This is a genomic window from Streptomyces sp. NPDC019890 (genome assembly GCF_044903445.1).
GTDB lineage: Bacteria > Actinomycetota > Actinomycetes > Streptomycetales > Streptomycetaceae > Streptomyces.
In genome coordinates, this window is sequence record NZ_JBJDQK010000013.1 from 53,779 (window position 1) to 72,449 (window position 18,671).

General features: G+C 70.2%; 13 protein-coding genes. 5 read left to right on the plus strand and 8 right to left on the minus strand.

From position 1 onward, the window contains the following. The first annotated feature begins 16 nt into the window (after window positions 1-16). Entirely contained in the window at window positions 17-1,258 is a 1,242-nt protein-coding gene (locus ACI2LP_RS28860; protein WP_404727463.1) for an ROK family protein, read from the plus strand. A gap of 46 nt (window positions 1,259-1,304) precedes the next feature. Here ACI2LP_RS28860 and xylA read toward each other — a convergent pair whose 3' ends face one another. Further along, complete coding sequence (gene xylA / locus ACI2LP_RS28865) at window positions 1,305-2,474, minus strand: xylose isomerase (protein ID WP_404727464.1); 1,170 nt, start codon at window positions 2,472-2,474, stop codon at window positions 1,305-1,307. 176 nt (window positions 2,475-2,650) lie between these two features. On the opposite strand from xylA, the gene xylB reads away from it, so the two are divergent. The 3 genes from xylB (at window position 2,651) to ACI2LP_RS28880 (ending at window position 8,409) form a co-directional block, all read left to right on the plus strand. Continuing rightward, window positions 2,651-4,135 (plus strand): xylulokinase, encoded by a 1,485-nt coding sequence (gene xylB, locus ACI2LP_RS28870; RefSeq protein ID WP_404727465.1) that lies wholly within the window; start codon window positions 2,651-2,653, stop codon window positions 4,133-4,135. Between the two features lie 128 nt (window positions 4,136-4,263). Continuing rightward, window positions 4,264-5,478, plus strand: coding sequence for an ROK family protein (locus ACI2LP_RS28875; protein WP_404727466.1), 1,215 nt, complete (start codon window positions 4,264-4,266; stop codon window positions 5,476-5,478). A 75-nt stretch (window positions 5,479-5,553) separates the two neighbouring features. Next, on the plus strand, window positions 5,554-8,409 hold the full coding sequence (locus ACI2LP_RS28880; RefSeq protein WP_404727467.1) for a glycoside hydrolase family 2 TIM barrel-domain containing protein: 2,856 nt from the start codon (window positions 5,554-5,556) through the stop codon (window positions 8,407-8,409). A 53-nt stretch (window positions 8,410-8,462) separates the two neighbouring features. Here ACI2LP_RS28880 and ACI2LP_RS28885 read toward each other — a convergent pair whose 3' ends face one another. Beyond that, window positions 8,463-9,842 carry an FAD-binding oxidoreductase gene (locus ACI2LP_RS28885; RefSeq protein ID WP_404727468.1) on the minus strand — a complete coding sequence of 460 codons (1,380 nt, stop codon included), beginning with the start codon at window positions 9,840-9,842 and terminating at the stop codon, window positions 8,463-8,465. A 184-nt stretch (window positions 9,843-10,026) separates the two neighbouring features. Then, the gene (locus ACI2LP_RS28890) at window positions 10,027-10,992 is read right to left on the minus strand and encodes an antibiotic biosynthesis monooxygenase (protein WP_404727469.1); all 966 of its coding nucleotides are present in this window, start codon (window positions 10,990-10,992) and stop codon (window positions 10,027-10,029) included. Between the two features lie 76 nt (window positions 10,993-11,068). Here ACI2LP_RS28890 and ACI2LP_RS28895 point away from each other — a divergent pair, with 76 nt between their 5' ends. After that, window positions 11,069-11,635, plus strand: coding sequence for a nucleoside deaminase (locus ACI2LP_RS28895; protein ID WP_404727470.1), 567 nt, complete (start codon window positions 11,069-11,071; stop codon window positions 11,633-11,635). A gap of 99 nt (window positions 11,636-11,734) precedes the next feature. On the opposite strand, the gene ACI2LP_RS28900 is transcribed toward ACI2LP_RS28895, so the two are convergent. Genes ACI2LP_RS28900 through ACI2LP_RS28920 form a run of 5 tightly spaced genes read right to left on the minus strand, consistent with a single transcriptional unit; the run spans window position 11,735 to window position 18,664 of the window. Then, entirely contained in the window at window positions 11,735-12,481 is a 747-nt protein-coding gene (locus ACI2LP_RS28900) for a thioesterase II family protein (RefSeq protein ID WP_404727471.1), read from the minus strand. Window positions 12,482-12,487: 6 nt separating this feature from the next. Next, a complete protein-coding gene (locus ACI2LP_RS28905; protein ID WP_404727472.1) occupies window positions 12,488-13,252 on the minus strand; it encodes a thioesterase II family protein in 765 nt (254 codons plus the stop codon). Then, entirely contained in the window at window positions 13,249-13,896 is a 648-nt protein-coding gene (locus ACI2LP_RS28910; protein ID WP_404727473.1) for a 4'-phosphopantetheinyl transferase family protein, read from the minus strand. Before ACI2LP_RS28910 ends, ACI2LP_RS28905 begins: the two co-directional genes overlap by 4 nt. A gap of 1 nt (window position 13,897) precedes the next feature. Further along, on the minus strand, window positions 13,898-15,418 hold the full coding sequence (locus ACI2LP_RS28915; protein ID WP_404727474.1) for an amino acid adenylation domain-containing protein: 1,521 nt from the start codon (window positions 15,416-15,418) through the stop codon (window positions 13,898-13,900). A 30-nt stretch (window positions 15,419-15,448) separates the two neighbouring features. Beyond that, complete coding sequence (locus tag ACI2LP_RS28920) at window positions 15,449-18,664, minus strand: amino acid adenylation domain-containing protein (RefSeq protein ID WP_404727475.1); 3,216 nt, start codon at window positions 18,662-18,664, stop codon at window positions 15,449-15,451. Window positions 18,665-18,671 lie beyond the last annotated feature (7 nt).

Consider the following 18,671-nt stretch of genomic DNA (forward strand, 5'->3'; position numbering starts at 1 on the left):
ATAGGCTCGTCGCCTCATGAACAGCAACCCCACTCCGCTGGAGCCCAAGGCCGGGCGGGAGTCCGTGCGGCGGCACAATCTGAGCCTGGTGCTGCGCGCGGTGCACGAGGAGGGCGAGGCGACCCGCGCCAAAGTCGCCGCCCGCGTGGGGCTGACCAGGGCGGCCGTGTCGTCGCTGGTCGAGCAGCTGCTGGCGAGCGGGTTCCTCACCGAGTCGGGCAAGACGTTCAGCGGGCAGGCGGGCCGGCCCGGCACCGTGCTGAAGGTCGCGCGGACCGGTCCGGCCGGCCTCGGCGTGGAGGTCAACATCGACTATGTGTCGGTGTGCGTGGTGGATCTGGCCGGCACCGACCGGGTCCGGCTGACCGAGCACCTGGACAACCGTGGCGTGCCGCCGCACGAGGTGCTCGGGCGTGCCGCCCGGATAGCCGGGCGGGCGCTGGAGTCGGCGGCCGAGCAGGAACTCCGGCCGGTCGGCGTGGAGTTGGCGCTGCCGGGTCTGGTGTCGGCGGGCACGGTGCGCCAGGCCCCGAACCTGGGCTGGAGCCGGGTCGCGGCGGAGGATCTGTTCGCGCGAGCCCTGGCCGGCCGACGGCCCGGCGGCCCGGCGCTGCCGGTGAGCGCGGAGAACGAGGCGAATCTCGCGGCGCTCGCCGAGCTCTGGTTCGGCGGGCTCGGCAGCGTACGCACCTTTCTGTATCTGACCGGTGAGATCGGTGTCGGCGGCGCGGTGGTGCTCGACGGTGAACTGCTGCGCGGGGCGCACGGCTTCGCCGGTGAGATCGGGCATGTGGTGGTGGAGCCGGACGGGCCCGAGTGCCGCTGCGGCTCGCGGGGCTGCCTCGAGCAGTACGCGGGTCAGTCGGCGCTGCTGCGCACGGCGGGGCTCGACGAGAACGCAGGCGCCGCCGGCGTCGCCGAGCTGGAACGGCGGGCGCGGGACGGCGACCAGCGTGCAATGGAGGCGCTGGAGGCGGCCGGGGCCAAACTGGGCAGGGTGCTGTCCGGGGCGGTGAATCTGCTGGATCCGGACGCGGTAGTGCTCGGCGGGATCTACCGGGGGCTGATGCCATGGCTCTCTCCCGCGGCCGGCCGCGAGCTGACCGGCCGGGTGGTGTCCGGGCTCTGGTCCAGGGACAGCGGCCGGCTGCGCGCCTCGTCGCTGGCGGGCGACGCGGCGCGCGGTGCGGCGGCTCTGGTGGTACGGGACGTGCTGGCCGACCCCGTCGCGTACGCGGAAGTCGCCCGACGGGCCTGATGTTCAGGCCCGTCGGGCGATGAAGAACGGGGGGCCGGGCCCCGCGTCAGCGCACGCCCAGTAGGTGGTCCATGGCGAGCTGGTCGAGGCGCTCGAAGGCCATGCCGCGCTCGGCGGCGGCCGTGACATCGAATTCCTCGAAGGCACCCCGGTCGGCGAGCAGCGCGGCAAGCCCGTCCTCCGCGGTGGGGCGGGCGAGTTCGTCCAGCCGGGACGCCCTCAGTGCCTCCTGGACCTGAGGGTCCGCGCGGAAGGCGGCCGCGCGCTCCTTGAGGATCAGATAGTTGCGCATACAGCCCGCGGCGCTCGCCCACACACCGTCGAGGTCCTCGGTGCGCGGCGGCTTGAAGTCGAAGTGGCGCGGGCCCGCATAGCCCGCGGTCTCCAGCAGGTCGACGAGCCAGAAGGCGGCGCGCAGATCGCCTGCGCCGAAGCGGAGGTCCTGGTCGTACTTGATGCCGGACTGGCCGTTGAGGTCGATGTGGAAGAGCTTGCCCGCCCAGAGCGCCTGGGCAATGCCGTGCGGGAAGTTGAGGCCCGCCATCTGTTCGTGGCCGACCTCGGGGTTGACGCCGACGAGTTCGGGGCGCTCGAGGCGCTCGATGAAGGCCAGGGCGTGGCCGATGGTGGGCAGCAGGATGTCGCCGCGCGGCTCGTTGGGTTTGGGCTCGATGGCGAAGCGCAGGTCGTAGCCCTGCTGGACGACGTAGTCGCCGAGCAGGTCGAAGGCTTCCTTCATCCGGTCCAGGGCGGTGCGTACGTCCTTGGCGGCGCCCGACTCCGCGCCCTCGCGGCCGCCCCAGGCGACATAGGTGCGCGCGCCGAGCTCGGCGGCGAGGTCGATGTTGCGGATGGTCTTGCGCAGGGCGTAACGGCGTACGTCGCGGTCGTTGGCCGTGAACGCGCCGTCCTTGAAGACGGGGTGGGTGAAGAGGTTGGTGGTGGCCATCGGCACCACCAGGCCGGTGGTGTCCAGCGCCTGACGGAAGCGCTTGATGTGCGACTCGCGCTCGGTGTCACAGGAGCCGAAGGGGATCAGGTCGTCGTCGTGGAAGGTGACGCCGTAGGCGCCGAGTCCCGCCAGGCGCTGCACGGATTCGACCGGGTCCAGCGCCGGCCGGGTGGCGTCGCCGAAGGGGTCGCGACCCTGCCAGCCGACCGTCCACAGACCGAAGCTGAACCTGTCCTCCGGGGTGGGGGTGAAGCGTTCCGACATGCCCTGGCCACCTTCGCTGCCAATTTGTTTCTTGACATTACTAATCATGCACGCGGCCCCCAGGACAGGGAAGGCCTCAAACAGGGCTCCGTCGCCGCCGAGGCCTGTTGCCACACCCAGCCATCCCGTAATTTGTTCTGCGCAAGATCAAAACCTGCGAAGTGAGGTGCGTGCCCATGCCGCCGAACGCAGTCGTCATCGGCGTGGACAGCTCCACCCAGTCCACGAAGGCCGTCTTCACCGACGCCACCACCGGCCGGACGCTGGCCGTCGGCCGCGCCCCGCACCAGGTCCACGGCGAGGCGGGCGCCCGTGAGTCCGACCCCGAGCTGTGGTGGCGGGCCCTGTGCGACGCGGTCGGCGACGGCCTCAAGGAGCTCGCGTCCGCCGGTGTGAGTTCCGCGGCCGTCACCGGCATCGCCGTCGCGGGCCAGCAGCACGGCCTGGTCGTCCTCGACGGCTCCGGCCGGCCGCTCCGTCCCGCCCTGCTGTGGAACGACACCCGTTCGGCCCCGCAGGCCGCGGCCCTCACCGCGGAACTCGGCGGCCCACAGGCCTGGACCGCCCGGACCGGATCCGTGCCGGTTGCCGCGATCACGGCAGCCAAATGGCGCTGGCTGTACGAGAACGAGCCCGCCGTCGCCAAGGCGGCGGCCGCCGTCCGCCTCCCCCACGACTTCCTCACCGAACGGCTGGCGGGCACGGCCGCGACCGACCCGGGGGACGCCTCCGGCACCGGCTGGTACTCGACCGCGACCGGTGCCTACGACCCGGATCTGCTCCGGCTGATCGGCCTGGACGCGGCACTGCTGCCCGAGGTCGCCCCGACCGGCGGCACCCGTATCGGCACCTTGACCGCATCGGCCGCCGCCACGCTCGGGCTGCCGCCCGGAACCCCCGTCGCCGCGGGCACCGGCGACAACATGGCCGCCGCCGTCGGACTCGGCCTCGGCGGCGCCGGGCTCCTCGACCACCCCGTCCTCAGCCTCGGCACCTCCGGCACCGTCTTCGCCGCCACCCGCACCCGGCCCACAACGCCTGCGCTGTCCGGCTTCGCCGCCGCCGACGGTACGTACCTCCCGCTCGCCTGCACCCTCAACTGCACGCTCGCCGTGGACAAGGTGGCCGCCCTCCTCGGTCTGGACCGCGACGACGCCGCGCCCGGCAGCGAGGCGGTCCTGCTGCCGTATCTCGACGGCGAGCGCACCCCCGACCTGCCCGCCGCCGCCGGGCTGCTCACCGGTCTGCGCCACACCACCACCCGGCAGCAGCTCCTCGGCGCCGCGTACGAGGGCGCGGCCGTCACCGTGCTGCGCGCCCTCGACGAGGTGCTGAACGCCTGCGGCCTCGACCCCCGTTCGCCGGGCGTACGGGAGCGTCCGCTGCGGCTCATCGGCGGCGGCGCCCAGGGGCATGCCTGGGTGGAGACCGTACGACGGCTCTCCGGGCGGCCGGTGATCGTCCCCGAGGCGGGCGAACTCGTCGCACTCGGCGCGGCCGCGCTCGCCGCCGGTGCCGCCACGGGGGACGACGCAGTGGCGATCTCCACGAGGTGGGGCACCGGCTCCGGCCGTGAACTCCCGCCCGTGGAGCGGGACATGGAAACCTGGAACCGGGTCACCTCGGTCCTGGGCCGGGCCACCCCCGCTTTGCTCGCCTGAAAGCCGCGGTATCGCGCCCGCCCACCGCATCTCCCTTCCTCCAGCCCCTGTGCCAACCCCTTGTCGAACTCCACTCCGCCGTCATAGCCTTGCGCCCCGCCGGGCCACGGGGACAGAGGGGGAGTTCGGTGAAGCGCACGTCCCGTGACATCCGCACCGCCAATCGCTATGAGGTGCTGCGGCGGATCATCGCCCGCTCCCCCACCTCCCGGCCGGAGTTGGCGTCGGCCACCGGCCTGAGTCTGGCGACCGTCGCCACGCTCGTCGGGGAGCTGCTGGAGCTCGGCATGCTCACCGAGGCCGGTTTCGAGGAGTCCGCCGGCGGCCGGCCGCGTGGCCTCGTCGCCGCCAATGCGTCGGGTGGCACGCTCATCGGCGTGGACATCGCCGAGACGTACGTCCACGCCGAACTCTTCGACCTGGGGCTGACGGTGCTGGCCCGCGCGCAGGAGCCGGTGCGCCCCGGTGAGCGGACACCGCAGCAGGTGGTCGCGCAGGTCGCGGCGGCCGTCGGCTCGGTGGTCGCGCAGGCCGGCGCGAACGGCGCCCGGGTGCTGGGCGTCGGCGTCAGCATGCCGGGCCAGGTGGACCGCGAAAACGGTGTCCTGGTGCACGCGACGAACTGGGGCTGGCACGACGTACCCCTGCTCGATCTGCTCGCCGACTGCATCGCCTACCCACTCCACCTCGACAATCCGCTGCACGCGTGCACGACGGCGGAGCTCTGGTTCGGCGCCGCCCGCGGCCGCAGTGACACCGTGGTGGTCAATCTCGGCACCGGAGTGGGCGCCGGGCTCGCCCTGGGCGGAGCGCTGCACCGGGGAGTGAGCAACAACGCGGGCGAATGGGGCCACACCACGCTCGTCCTGGACGGGCGGCCGTGCCACTGCGGCAGCCGCGGCTGCGTCGAGACGTATGTCGGGGCGCCCGGCATCATGCGCGATCTGCGCGAGCGGGACGCACACTGCCCGCTGCTGCACCCGGACGACGAGACGGCGACCATCGACGCACTCGCGCAGGGCGTCGCCGAGGGCGATCCGGTCGCGGTCGACGTCGTACGGGAGACCGCGCGCCGTCTCGGCATCGCGATCGCCGCCCTGGTGAACCTCCTCAACCCCGAGGTGATCGTGCTGAGCAGCTGGGTCGCGCGGCGGCTGGGCGAGCCGCTGCTCACCGGGGTGCGTGAGACGGTGGCGCGGCATGCGCTGCGGCGTCCCGCCTCCGCCGTCGAGATCGTGCTCTCGCCCATTCCCACCGATCCCGTGTGTCTGGGTGCGGCCACCTTCGCGCTGGAGGGGGCGCTTGCCTCGGCCGTGGCAACGGGCGGCCGCCACTTCGTCTGACTCCTTGCCGAAGCATTGGGGGAAGATTAGCGTCGCGCCTTGCAAGGTCAGTTCATGAACTGTCCAAGGAGACCGATGTCCTTCTCGTACGTCGACGATGTCTCGCCCGGCAACGGGGCACTGCCACCGCGCGCCTGGTACGCCGGATCGGATGCCGCCGCTCTCTGTCTCAACGGGAACTGGCGCTTCAGGCTGTCGGCCACGGCGGACGCCCATGCCGACTCGTTCGCCGAGCCCGGCCATGACACCTCGGGCTGGAGCGAGATCGCCGTACCCGGGCACTGGGTGCTCCAGGGCCACGGCGCGCCGATCTACACCAACCACCGCTACCCCTTCCCCGTCGACCCGCCACGCGTCCCGACCGAGAACCCGACCGGCGACCATCTGTGCGCCTTCGACCTGCCCGGCAACTGGCCGGCGGACGGCGGCGCCGTGCTGCGCTTCGACGGAGTGGAGTCGTGCGCCCGCGTGTGGCTGAACGGCGAGGACATCGGCGACTTCAAGGGCAGCCGCCTGCCCCATGAGTTTGCCGTCGGGCAGCTGCTGCGCCCCGAGGGCAATGTGCTGGCCGTCCGGGTTCACCAGTGGTCGTCGGGTTCGTATCTGGAGGACCAGGACCAGTGGTGGCTGCCCGGCATCTTCCGGGACGTGACACTGCTGCACCGTCCGGCGGGCTGCGCACTCGACTTCTTTGTGCACGCCCCGTACAGCCATGGCGCGGGCCTGGGCACCCTGCGGGTCGACTCGGACACGGCCGGCCGCATCACCGTGCCCGAGCTCGGCATCGACATGGCGACCGGAGAGGCGGTGACCGTGCCGGTCGAGCCGTGGACGGCCGAGACACCGCGGCTGTACGACGGCGAACTGGCCACCGAGGGCGAGCGGATCCCGCTGCGCATCGGGTTCCGCACGGTGGCCGTCGCGGACGGCGTCATCAAGGTCAACGGGAAGCGGATCCTGCTCAGGGGCGTCAACCGGCACGAGTTCCACCCGGAGACCGGCCGGACGCTGGACGCGCGCACCATGCGTCTCGACCTGGAGCTGATGAAACGGCACAACATCAACGCCGTGCGCACCTCGCACTATCCGCCGCACCCTGCCTTCCTCGACCTCTGCGACGAGCTGGGCCTGTGGGTGATCGACGAGTGCGACCTGGAGACCCATGGCTTCGCCGAGCAGAACTGGCGCGGCAACCCGGTCGACGACGACCGCTGGACACCCGCACTGCTCGACCGGGCCACCCGCATGGTCGAGCGCGACAAGAACCACCCCTCCGTGATCATGTGGTCGCTCGGCAACGAGTGCGGGACCGGCCGTGGTCTGACGGCCATGGCCGAGTGGATCCACGGCCGCGATCCCGACCGGCTCGTCCACTACGAGGGCGACCACAACTGCCGGGACACGGACGTGTATTCGCGGATGTACGCGGACCACGCCGAGGTCGAGCAGATCGGCCAAGGCCTGGACGGCGGCCCCGAGAAGCGCCGTGGACTCCCCTTCGTCCTCTGCGAGTACGGGCACGCGATGGGCAACGGTCCGGGCGGGATCGCCGACTACCAGAGGCTCTTCGAGACGTACGAGCGCACTCAGGGCGGCTTCATCTGGGAGTGGATCGACCACGGCCTGAAGGACGAGCGGTACGGATATGCGTACGGCGGCGACTTCGGCGAGGAGTTGCACGACGGGAACTTCGTCTGTGACGGGCTGCTCTTTCCGGACCGTACGCCCTCCCCCGGCCTCCTCGAGTACAAGAAGGTGATCGAGCCGGTCCGTATCGAGGGCGACGGCAGGGCGGGGACCGTACGGATCACCAACGCGTACGACTTCGCGGACCTTTCGGGGATTGCCTTCGAGTGGTCGTACCAGGTGGACGGCGAGACGATTCAGTCCGGTCCGCTGGACGTGCCGAAGCTGACGGCGGGTGAGTCCGCGGACATCGAACTGCCCGCGCCACCGGCCGGCGCCGGGAGCGCCGAGACCCGGTGGACGGTACGGGCCCTGCTCGCCGAGGACATCGCGTGGGGGCGGCGCGGCCACCAGGTGGCCTGGGGCCAACTCCCGGTGGGCGAGCGGCCTCCCGAGCGGATGGCCCGCGGCGACCGGCCGGTGCGGGGCGAGAAGCTGATCACGCTCGGCCCGGCGTCCTTCGACGCCCGCACCGGGGCGCTGCGCACCATCGGGGCGGTGCACGTCACCGGACTGCGGCTGGATGTCTGGCGGGCGACGACGGACAACGACAACGGCGCGGCCTGGGAGCCCGATCTCTGCTACGGGCCGCGCTGGCGCGAATTCGGCCTGCACCGAATGCAACACAGGCTGGACGGCGTGGAGTTGACCGACGATGCACTGACCGTGCGGACCCGGGTCGCGCCCGCGGCCCGCGAGGCCGGGCTGCGCACGGTCTACCGCTGGACGTCCGACGGAACCCGGCTGCGTCTCACGGTATCGGTGGGCCTCGACGGCGAGTGGCCGCTGCCGCTGCCTCGCCTCGGCATCCGCCTCGGCCTGCCGTCGTCGGCGGGGTACGTGAAGTGGTCCGGCGGCGGCCCGGGCGAGGCATACCCGGACACCCGGGCCGCGTCGATGCTCGGCCGCTGGGAGTCGTCCGTGGACGATCTGCAGACCCCGTATGTGCGGCCGCAGGAGAACGGCGCACGCGCGGACGTGCGGTGGGCGGAGGTCGGCGGTCTGCGCGTCGAGGGCGACGCGGCGTTCTGGTTCACGGCTCGGCGCTGGACGAGCGAGCAGTTGGACGCCGCGGAGCATCGCACCGACCTCGTACCGTCGAAGGACACGGTCTGGGTCAACCTCGACCACGACCAGCAGGGCATCGGTTCGCAGTCCTGCGGGCCGGGCCCGCTGCCGCAGTACCGACTCCGGGTCGAGCCGACGGAGTTCGCGTTCACGTTCCGTGCGCTGGAGGATGCGTGAGGGCGTCCGCTGTGAACGGCGAGGGGTGACCGGGCGGCGGTCGGTTGCGCACCTCAGGGCGTCAGGTAGGAGTGGAAGACACCCTCCGGGTCGTACTGCGCCCTCAGGGCCTGCAGCCGCTGCCAGTCGCTCGTCGTGAACGACCGCTCGGCGCGGGTCGCACCGGCGGTGAGGTCGGCCTCGGCGATGTAGTGCCCCGTTCCGAGCGGCTCCACGGCGCTCATCGCCTCGCGCAACCAGCGGGTGTTGATGTCATCCTCCGCAGGGTCGTCCCAGATGGCATAGGGGACGACGTAGCTCTCGCCGAGCACCGAGAACGCCATGTCGCGCAGCAGATCGTCGTCGTGCGACGCGGGCGACACGGGTGCCAGGACAAGGGACTTGTCGGACGGGGCGCTGTCGACCGCGTCGCTGAGCCTGGCCAACAGCGTCCCGAAGTCCGCATCCGACCACAGCGTGTCGGCCGCGTAGCGGTTCTCTGCGGGCCACAGGTCGCTGGAGGCCTCGTACAGGGCAGCGGGGGACGTCGGCTCGTACGCCTCCCGGAACAGGGAGCGGTCGGCGAAGGGGCAGTTCTCAAGCGGCCGGAGAGCCTGGACCGCCTGGTCGCCCGAATCCGCGAAAGCCGTCGCGGCGACGGTGATCACCTTCGGCCGCGGCCGCTGCTTCGTCATGTGCGGGGCTGCGGTTGCCAGTACGAGGGTCAATTCCACGGTCGGGTCGAGCTCCTGCGCGGTCTCGGTGGCCCAGTTCGACACCTCTTCGACGTACGCGAGGGGAAAGGCATGGGTGAACGACATGATCGCCCCGGGAATCCGGTGCAGGCGAAGGCGAAAGCCGGTGACGACGGCGAAGAAACCCGGACCCGCTCCGCGCGCCGCCCAGAACAGGTCGGGATTCTCGTCCTCGCTGCACCTGACCACTTCGCCGTCCGCCGTCACGGCTTCCATCTCGTAAACGCTCCGACAAGCCGGTCCCAGGGCACCGGAATTCCACCCGAGACCACCACTGAGGAGATATCCGCCGACGGCGACCGACCCACAATGCCCCGTGGGAAAGCTGAGGCCGCGCGCGACGAGTTCCGCGGCCAGTTCGCCGCCGGTGACAGCGGGCTGCACGGTCGCCGTCGCGGAAGCCATGTCGATGTCGCACCGCCGGAGCCGGGAGAGGTCGATGAGCATGCCGTCGGAGCGGAGGGAGGACCCGCACCAGCTGTGCCCGCCCGACCGAACGGCGATGCGGAGTCCTCGGGAACGGGCCAGCGCGATGGCTCCGGGAACATCGCGCTCCGATGCGGCCCGGACGATCACCTCAGGAAATCGATCGGGCTTGAGCCCATTCCACACCATGCTTGCCCGGACCGCTGCGTAGTCGGCGTCGCCCCGCTGGACGAGCTCCCCCTCGATTCGTCGGGCTTGCCGCTGTCTGCTCATCACGGACTCCAGGATTTGCGCAAGCCGCGGCTGCGGACGAAGCTGAAGGTCAGGTGTGAATTCTGCAGAGCGCAAGCGGAGACATCCCCAGTCTACCGGCCCCTGTGGAAGCTCGCGGCCTGGAGACAGCCGCCTGGGAGAATGGCGGACGACACGCGGTCCGGGACTGACTCGCGGTCCGCTTCTAACCCGTGGTCAGGCCGAAGACGACGATCAACACCAGGTAACACACCGCCACAATCGCAGCGCCCGCCACGTGGACGCGTACGGACCGTGCCCGGCTCGGCAACAGCCAGAAGGCGAATGCTCGGTTGACCAGCGGCATCAGCAGCCAGGTCAGGATGCTGACACTCAGTACGTTGCCGAAGAACAGCGCCACATATCCGGGCATCCCCATGTCGTTGAACCAGTCGCCGACCGTCAGGTTGAGGATCATCACCGTGGGATACAGGGCCAGTACCACCGACATGGCCTGTTTCCAGTTGGGCGGAATACCTTCGTCCGTACCCTCACCGAAGCGGAACCAGCCGCCGAACGCCGACCCGATCTTGCGCACGTCGTAGGAACGGAAGGAATCGCGCCCTTCGTCCAGCAGCTTCTCGCGGGCCTCGGAGTTGAGCCACCCGTCGAGGTGTTCGCGCGTGTCGAAGCGGAAGGCGACCACCCAACGGTCCTGAATGCCCTCCACCGGCTTGAACAACTCCGACCCCATGAAGCCGGGATGCTTCTCCTGCTCTTTGAGGACCTTGTCCTGCCAGCGCATGAAGTCCCGCTCGCGCCCCGGCAGCACATCGTGCGAGATGACTGCGGTGACGACATCCTCGGCCGGCGTCCCGCCGGCGAGCACCTCTTGTGTCGGGGTCCCGTCGAACAGCGGGCGCGCCTCATCCAGGAGTTGTCGACGCTCACCCGAATCCAGCCATGTGGTCAGCTGCTCGATACGCGAGAAGCGGAATACGACGACCCATTCGTTCTCGTCGCCCGAAGCCGGCGGGTACAGCTCAGTGTCCTGGAAACCGTCAAAGCCTCGCACAACCTGGTTGGTCTTCTCCTGCCAGCGCTTGTAGTCGTCGTCCAGGCCCGCCCGGACCTTCTGGGAGGTCACGACCGTGGCGCTGCCGCCAGGGTCACCACTTGCACGGGTACTCATACGGAGTAGTCTAGATCGAAAGGGAGTTATCGGACAAATCGCGGCAATTGCGCCGGACGGGCGGGAGGATTCCGAGATGGGACACAAGGAGTTCATGGCCGAAGCGGTTCGGCTGGCCACGGAGTCCGTGGAGAAGGGCTGGGGCGGACCGTTCGGCACAGTCATCACCCATGACGGCGAGATCATCGCCCGCGGGCAGAACCGCGTGCTTCTCACGGCCGATCCGACCGCGCACGGTGAAGTGGAAGCCATCCACAAGGCAGTTGCGATCCTGAACCCCGAGGCGCCCAGCGTTGCCGAGGAGCACCAGAACCAGAACACCCTGGAGTTGATACCGCGGCCCGAGGGCTCCCCCGACCTCGTGCCTGAGCGCGCCCGCATGCTCATGGGATGCGCGCTGTACACCAGTGGCGCTCCCTGCCCGATGTGCATGAGCGCCATCTACTGGTCCCGGATAAACACCGTCTACTACAGCTGCGACTGGAAGGCGACCCAGGAGATCGGCTTCGACGACGCCTTCCAGTACGAGGACTTCGCGAAGCCGCCGGCGGGGCGGAGCATCACCCTTGAGCAGCTCCACCCCGAGCTGGGTGCCACGTCCTACGAGGCCTGGGCGAGCAAGCCGAACAAGCACCCGTACTGACGCACTGTCGCGCTACGAGGGCCGGATGCATGAGCCGCATCCGGCCCTCGGCACATCCCGATGACCGGCACCCGGGCGTCGGGGCCCGGCGGGAGTTTCTCACCGCGAGGGGCTGAGGACGTCCTCGAGGCTCTGGAGTACCTGGGGTTCGTGGTCGCGGAAGTAGAAGTGGTCACCGGGGAAGGACCGGACGGTGATCGGCTCGATGGTGTGCTGCTGCCAGGCGGCCAGCTGTCCCGCACTCACCCGGTCGCGATTCCCGGCGAAGACGGTCAGCGGCACCGGCAGAGGTGTGCAGGGCCGATGGTGATGGGTCTCGGCAAGCCGCAGGTCCGAGCGAAGGGGGTTGACCACCAGGGCGCGCATCTGTGGGGAGCCGAGAATCTCGGGAGGGATGCCACCGTGCCGGCGTGCGACGGCTTGGAGGAGCTGGTCGTCCGGCAAGGTGTGCAGAGGCTTCGCCGACCGGGGCAGATGAGGGGCGGGGAACGCGGACACGATGAGGTCCTGCGGCAGACGCCGACCGGCATCCCGCAGTGCCCTGGTGATCTCGTATCCGATGAGGGCACCCAGACTGTGCCCGAAGAAGGCGTACGGCCGTTCCAGGGGAACGTCGGCGAGAAAATCGGCGGCGAGCCGTTCGATGCTGGTGGCGTGGGGTTCCTGATGGCGGCTTCCGCGACCGGGCAGTTGGACGACGTGGAGCTCGGCATCCGGTAGCCGCGCAGCCCAGCGGAGGTACTCGGCAGGGTTTCCGCCTGCGTGCGGGAAGCAGTACAGCTGCAGTGCGCCGGCCCGCGACGGGGCGCTGAGCAGCCAGGGGCGGACGGGGGTGGTGGTCGGCATGTGAGGTCAGCCCTCTCCTTGTGTGCCGGCCAGGATGCGGTGCGAGAGGTCGGCGAGGAGTTGGGGCGCGGCGTCCTGGAGATAGAAGTGTCCACCGGGGAAGGGCATGGTGACCGTGGATCGGACCGAATAGCGTGCCCATTCGTCGATCCAGGTGGCGGCGTCCTCATCGGCGGTGCCGTAGTAGGCGGTGAGCGGGATGTCCAGCGGAGGAGTGTCCGTCGGCCGGTAGCTCTCGATGAGCTGGTAGTCGGCGCGGAAGGCAGGCAGCAGCAGTTCCCTGAACTCCGGTTCGGCGAGCAGTGCGCTCTCGGCGGCGCCCATGTCCAGTACGTCCGCGACGATGGCGTCGTCGCCCTGAAGGTGGACGTCGCCTTTTTCGATCCGGTGAGGTGGCGCGATGCCGCTCACGAACAGGCCGGCCGGATGCACCCCATAGGTGTTCCACAGCACGCGCGCGGCCTCGTATCCGATGGCGGCGCCCATGCTGTGCCCGAACAGCCACAGCGGCCGGTCGCCAAGGGGCGCGAGGACGGCGGCCAGGCGCTGGGACATGTCGTGCATGTCCGTGATGACAGGGTCCCCAAATCGTTCCTGGCGGCCGGGATAGCAGACGGCCACTGTCTCGATCCGCGGGTCCAGGTGCTGGGGCCAGTCCCGGAAGAAGGACGGGGATCCGCCGGCGTGCGGCAGGCACACCAGCCGGGCCTGCGTCGGTCCGCCGTTCGGTCGGGCCGCCGCGAAGGTCTGCAGCCATCGCTGCTCGGTCACTTGAATTCTCCTTGTCTGATGCTGCTGAAGGCACAGCTCAGGGGCAGCGGCGAGCGTTGGCGCAGGCTCACCCACTGATACGGGCCCCACGTCCCGCGCGCCGTGCCGCACGGCACGTCCAGCGTGAAGGTGTCGTCGGCCAGGCCCGTGCCGAGGGCCTTGCCGCATGCCTCCTTGACGGTCCAGATCCAGGCGAACTCGGCGGCTCTGCGGTGCGGCGGCAGAGCGGTGAGCTCCTGCTGCCGGTTGGGCGTGCACCAGCGCAGCAGTGGATCCGCCAGCTCCGACGGCGGAGGCTGTACGTCGATGCCCACGGCCCGGTCGAGTGCGGCGCACGCGGCGTAGGCACCGTTGCTGTGGCTGACGCTGATGCCGATGCGGGGATGACCGAGGAGCACGGGGCGGCCGGACGGTTCGTACTCGACGGCGGCGGTGGCAGCTTCGGGGAACCGCTCGGACAGCAGAGCACGCAGCAGGCCACGTGCGCCCAGCCGGTCGATGCGCCTGAGCAAGGGCAGGCGCGTCGCATCGTCGAGGTCGCGAGTGGTGAGGAGGCCGGTATCGGACGGTGCGTACGCCAGGGCGGCCCAGACGCCGGGCCCCGCTTCGATGCGCAGCGGGGACCCGGCAGGTCTGGTGCTCATGTCACGTGCTCGCGTCGGCCAGCACCCTGGCCCGGTCAACCTTGCCGGTCACTCCCAGCGGCAGTTCACTGTGCACCTTGATCTCGGCGGGGACCATGTAGACCGGCAGGGTCTTGCCGAGGGCGACGCGCAGAGCCGAGCGGAAGGCGGCCGGCGCATCCTGGTCCGCCGGATCCTGCGGGACGACATGGGCGATCAGCTGGTCACCGCCTCCGGGACGCTGCTCGACGCCCACGACGGCGGTGCGCACCTCGTCGAGGTTGCGGAGAGCGACCTCGATCTCCTCGAGTTCGATACGGAAGCCGCGGATCTTCACCTGCCGGTCGGCGCGGCCGAGGAAGAGCAACTCACCGCCCTCGACGGCGACAAGGTCGCCCGTACGGTAGTAGACGCCGTCGCGGCCGGGGATTTCGACGAAGCGCTGCTCCGTGAGGTCGGGTCGTCCCAGGTACCCCTCCGCCACGCAAGGGCCACCGAGGTAGAGCTCGCCGCTCTCGCCGTCGGCGACCTCGTCGCCCTCGGTGTTCAGGACGACGGAGAGGTGGCCCGGAAGACAGTGCCCGATCGGGACCCGGTCGCCGTCCCAGCCCTGCTCGATCCAGTACAGGGTGGCGGTGACGATCGTCTCGGTCGGTCCGTAGGTGTTGCACACGGGCAGTGAGCCGAGTGGCCCGTTGGCCCAGCGGCGTACGACACCGGGGTTCACCGCCTCGCCGCCGAAGATGATGCCGCGGAGGGAGCCGAGTGAAGCGATGTCGTTCTCGGTCAGCTCCTCGCCGAAGAATGCCTCGAAGTAGGCGGTGGTGCAGGAGATGTAGGTGACCTGGTGCGCCCGTACCCGCTCGAAGAGCTGCTGACCGGTCCACAGGGCCGGACCGCGCAGCAGCACGGTGCCGCCGCCGGCCATCGGCGCCCACATCTCTTCGACGGCCGCGTCGAAGCTCGGTGATGCGAAGGAGAGCAGAACGTCGTCCGGAGTGAGCCGATATGCCTCCAGCGTGCCCAGCAGATGGACGGCCAGGCCGTGATGGCCGACAGCCACGCCCTTGGGCAGGCCGGTGGAGCCGGATGTGTAGATGAGATAGGCGCGGTCGGTGGCCAAGGCTCGGTGGGAGCGCAGGCGCTCCTCCCGGCCTGCGTCCGCAGTCGGAGGTTGCAGGGTGATTCGCTCACGGGGCAGGGCGGTCTCGACGCCGTTGCCGCCGGTCTCGAGCACCACCCTGGCGCCGGTGTCCTCGAGGACGTACCGGATGCGCTCGGCGGGCAGCCGGGGGTCGATGGGAACCCAGGCGGCACCGGCCAGCCAGGCGCCGAGCGCGGCGGTCATGAACTCCGCGTTGCCCGGCCCCACCAGGGCGACCGTCTCGCCGCGGGTGCAGCCGCGGGCCAGCAGCCGGTCGGCGACGTCATGCGCCCCGTCCCACAACTGCTGGTAGCTGACCCGGTCGTTACCGCACAGGAGAGCGGCCTTGTCGGGGTGTCGCTGGACGTTCGTCTCGATCAGGTCGATGACGGTGGTCATGTGTTGCTCCGCTGTCTGTGGGGATTGAGGTCAGTGGCCACCGTTGGCGGCATCGCCCGGCTGGGTGGCCGGCGCGGCAATGTGGTCGGCCAGCGCGCGGATGGTCGGCGCCCGGAAGAACTCGACGACCGGGACGCGCGTACCGGTGCGTTTTCCCAGCTCCGTGAGCAGTCGCAGCACGTCGAAGGAGTTGCCGCCGAGCAGGAAGAACGACTCGTCGGGGCCGGCCGGCTCGTGTCCGAGAAGCTGCGTCCACAGGTCCCGGACCAGTGCTTCGTTCGGTGTCGGCGCCCAGGCGATGGCGGGCCCGGCTGTCTCGGCCGAAGCGAACTCGCCGGCGGTGAAGCGTCGAAGGAGCGTCGTGCGGTCGATCTTGCCGTTGTCGGTCAGTGGCATGGCGTCGATCGTCAGGACATGCCGGGGGATCATGTACGTGGGCAACTCCTGCTGGAGCGCGCTGCGCAGCTCCCTCACGTCCACGTCTCGGCCCGGCGCGGCCAGGACGAAGAGGCAGAGCGCTGCCTGTTCACCGGTGCCGTGAACGGCGGCGGCCGCGGCCTTGACCATCGGCAGCTTCTCGGACGCGGTCTCGAGCTCACCGAGTTCGATGCGGTGGCCGCGCAACTTGACCTGGGAGTCCCGGCGGCCGAGGAAGACCAGGGTGCCGTCCTCCGTGAGCAGCGCGAGGTCACCGGTCCGGTACATGCGTCCCGTCCGGTCAGGTGCGGTCAGGAAGGCGGTGGCGGTGCGCTCGGGGTCGTTGACATAGCCGTCTGCGGGGCAGATACCGCCGAAGTACAGCTCCCCGACGGCGCCGGGCGGCACCTCGCGGCCCGCTCTGTCGAGCAGGTAGGTGTCGACTCCCGGCAGCGGGCGACCGATCGGGACATGCGAGGGGCGCTCGGCGGGCCCGCCGTGCAGAACGTGGTAGGTCACGGCGTGGGTCTCGGTCGGGCCGTACAGATTGATCAGCGTGAGCCGGTCATGCGCGTCGAGCAGCCGTCGAGAGCGGCTGTCCAGGTGCAGTTGCTCGCCCGATACGCAGATGAAGCCGACGGATTCCAGCGTGTGGCCGGCGTCGTTGACCGCTTCGGCGAAGGCGCCGAGGACGGCGACGGGCAGGTATACGTGGCTCAGGCGCTGGTCTTCGACCAGGGCCGCGACCCGGCTGAGGTCGCGACGGTCGACGGAGCCGAGCCCGTGGACGGTGCCGCCTGCGGCGAGCGTCGGAAAGATCTCCTGGTAGGACACGTCGAAGCCGAGCGGCGCGAACTGCAGGAACCGGGTGTCCGAGCCCATGCGAAGCTCGTCGATCTGCCAGTGCAGCAGATTGATCAGGGCCGGCTGCCCCATGAGGACGCCCTTGGGGCGCCCGGTCGAGCCGGACGTGAACATGATGTAGACGGGTTCGGTTCCGTCGGGCAGCAGCGGGGGCTGTGCGGTGCCGCCGGGCTCCTCGAGTGCGGTGACCGTCGTCCGTTCGGGCTCGTCGGGCACCACGGAGCGGCTGCCAATGACGAAGGTGCAGCCCGAGTGGCTGATCATGTAGCTCAGCCGGTCTGCCGGGAGGGTGGTGTCGACGGGCAGATAGGTGGCGCCGCACCACAGGACGGCGAGCATGGACACCACCGTGTCCGCGAGGGCGTCCGGCACCACGGCAACCACGTCGCCGCGTCGCACACCGCGGCTGTGCAGTCCGGCTGCCGCCCGGGCGGTGCGCGCCGCGAGTTCCCGGTACGTCAGGCTGAATCCGGAGGCGTCCGTGACCGCGAGCTGCTCCGGGTGCCGGCGAGCGGCGTCGAGTATCAGGCCGAGCAGTCCTCCTTCGCCGTGGGTGCGCGTCTCATGACTCCGCCTGAAGTCCGGGACCGTGCGGGTGTCGAGGCCGGCCAGCAGCTCTGTGAGGGGAGTGCGGGGGCTGTCGGTGACCCGCAGCAGCAGCTGCCGGTACTCCGCGAGGAAACGCTCGGCGTACGAGGCGGGGAGCAGGTCCTTGTCGTACTCGAGCTCGATGAGCAGACCGTCCTCCACAGGTGTCGCGCCGAGCCAGAGGTCGAAGCGGGCGGCCTGCTGGGAAACGAACTCGACCTTCCCCTGGAGGCCGGGGGCGAGGTCGAGCCGGGTGCGCAGCTCGTCCTGCATCGCGAACATGCACTGGAAGAGCGGGTTGCGGTTGGTGGTGCGCTCGGGTGCGACCTCTGAGACCAGCGCGTCGAAGGGGATCGCCTGGTAGCGCTTGGCCTCGCGTACGACGTCGGAGACGGCGGCGCAGTGCGTGTCGAACGGCACGTCACGGGCGGGCAGGACCAGTGGCAGCGTGTTGACGAAGAAGCCGCACAGGTCATGGGAGGCGATCGTGCGACGGGTGGAGAAGGGGCTGCCGACGATGACCTGCTCCTGGCCGCAGTACTCGCCCAGCAGCGCCGAGTAGCAGGCGAGCAGGACGCAGAAGGGGGTCGTCGCGAGCTCGCGCGCGGTGCGTTCGACGAGGCGTCGCTCCTCGGCGTTGAGCAGCGCATTGAGGTCTCCGCCGGCGAATGACGTGTTCGCCGGCCGGGTGGGCGTCTGGTAGAGCGTTGTCGCCGGTACGCCGGCCAGGTCCGCGGCGAGCTTTTTGACCTCGCCCGCTTCGATCGCGGCGTCCGTCGCCCTGACCTGTGCGGCGAGTTCATGGGCGAGGTGCCGTTCGCGCTCGGCGGGTTCCGGTGTGCCGGTCGCGGAGGCGGAACCACCACAGGCGAGCCGGTATCCGTCGCGGAGTTCGTCGAGGAAGGCGCTCATGGAGACGCCGTCGCTGACCGAGTGGTGGATGTTGCACAGCAGTGCGCTGCGGCCCGGCCCCTGCAGCAGCTTGAAGCGGCACAGGGGTGCGGTCCGCAGGTCCACGGCAAGCGACGCGAATCGCTTGCTCTCCTCGTCCACCAGCCGCTTCCAGTCGGATTCCGCGGCACCGGTCGCGGTCGCGCTCACTTCGAGCGGCACGTCGGCGGGTTCGGTGATGCGTGCCCGGGGCTCACCGCCGGCAAAGGCGAACTCCGTGCGCAGCGTGGGCTGGATGTCGAGCAGCCGCTTCAGCGCCTGCCGCAGAGCATCCTGGTTCACCTCGCCGTCGAAGGTGATGCGGAAGCTGATGTTGTAGAGGTCCTTGCGCTCCATGGCCTCCTGGATGAAGAGGAGGCTGCGCTGCGCTGCCGTGACCGGAAGGTCCACGGACTCTTTCACGATGTCGATGTCCCTGGTGCGCACTTCCCGC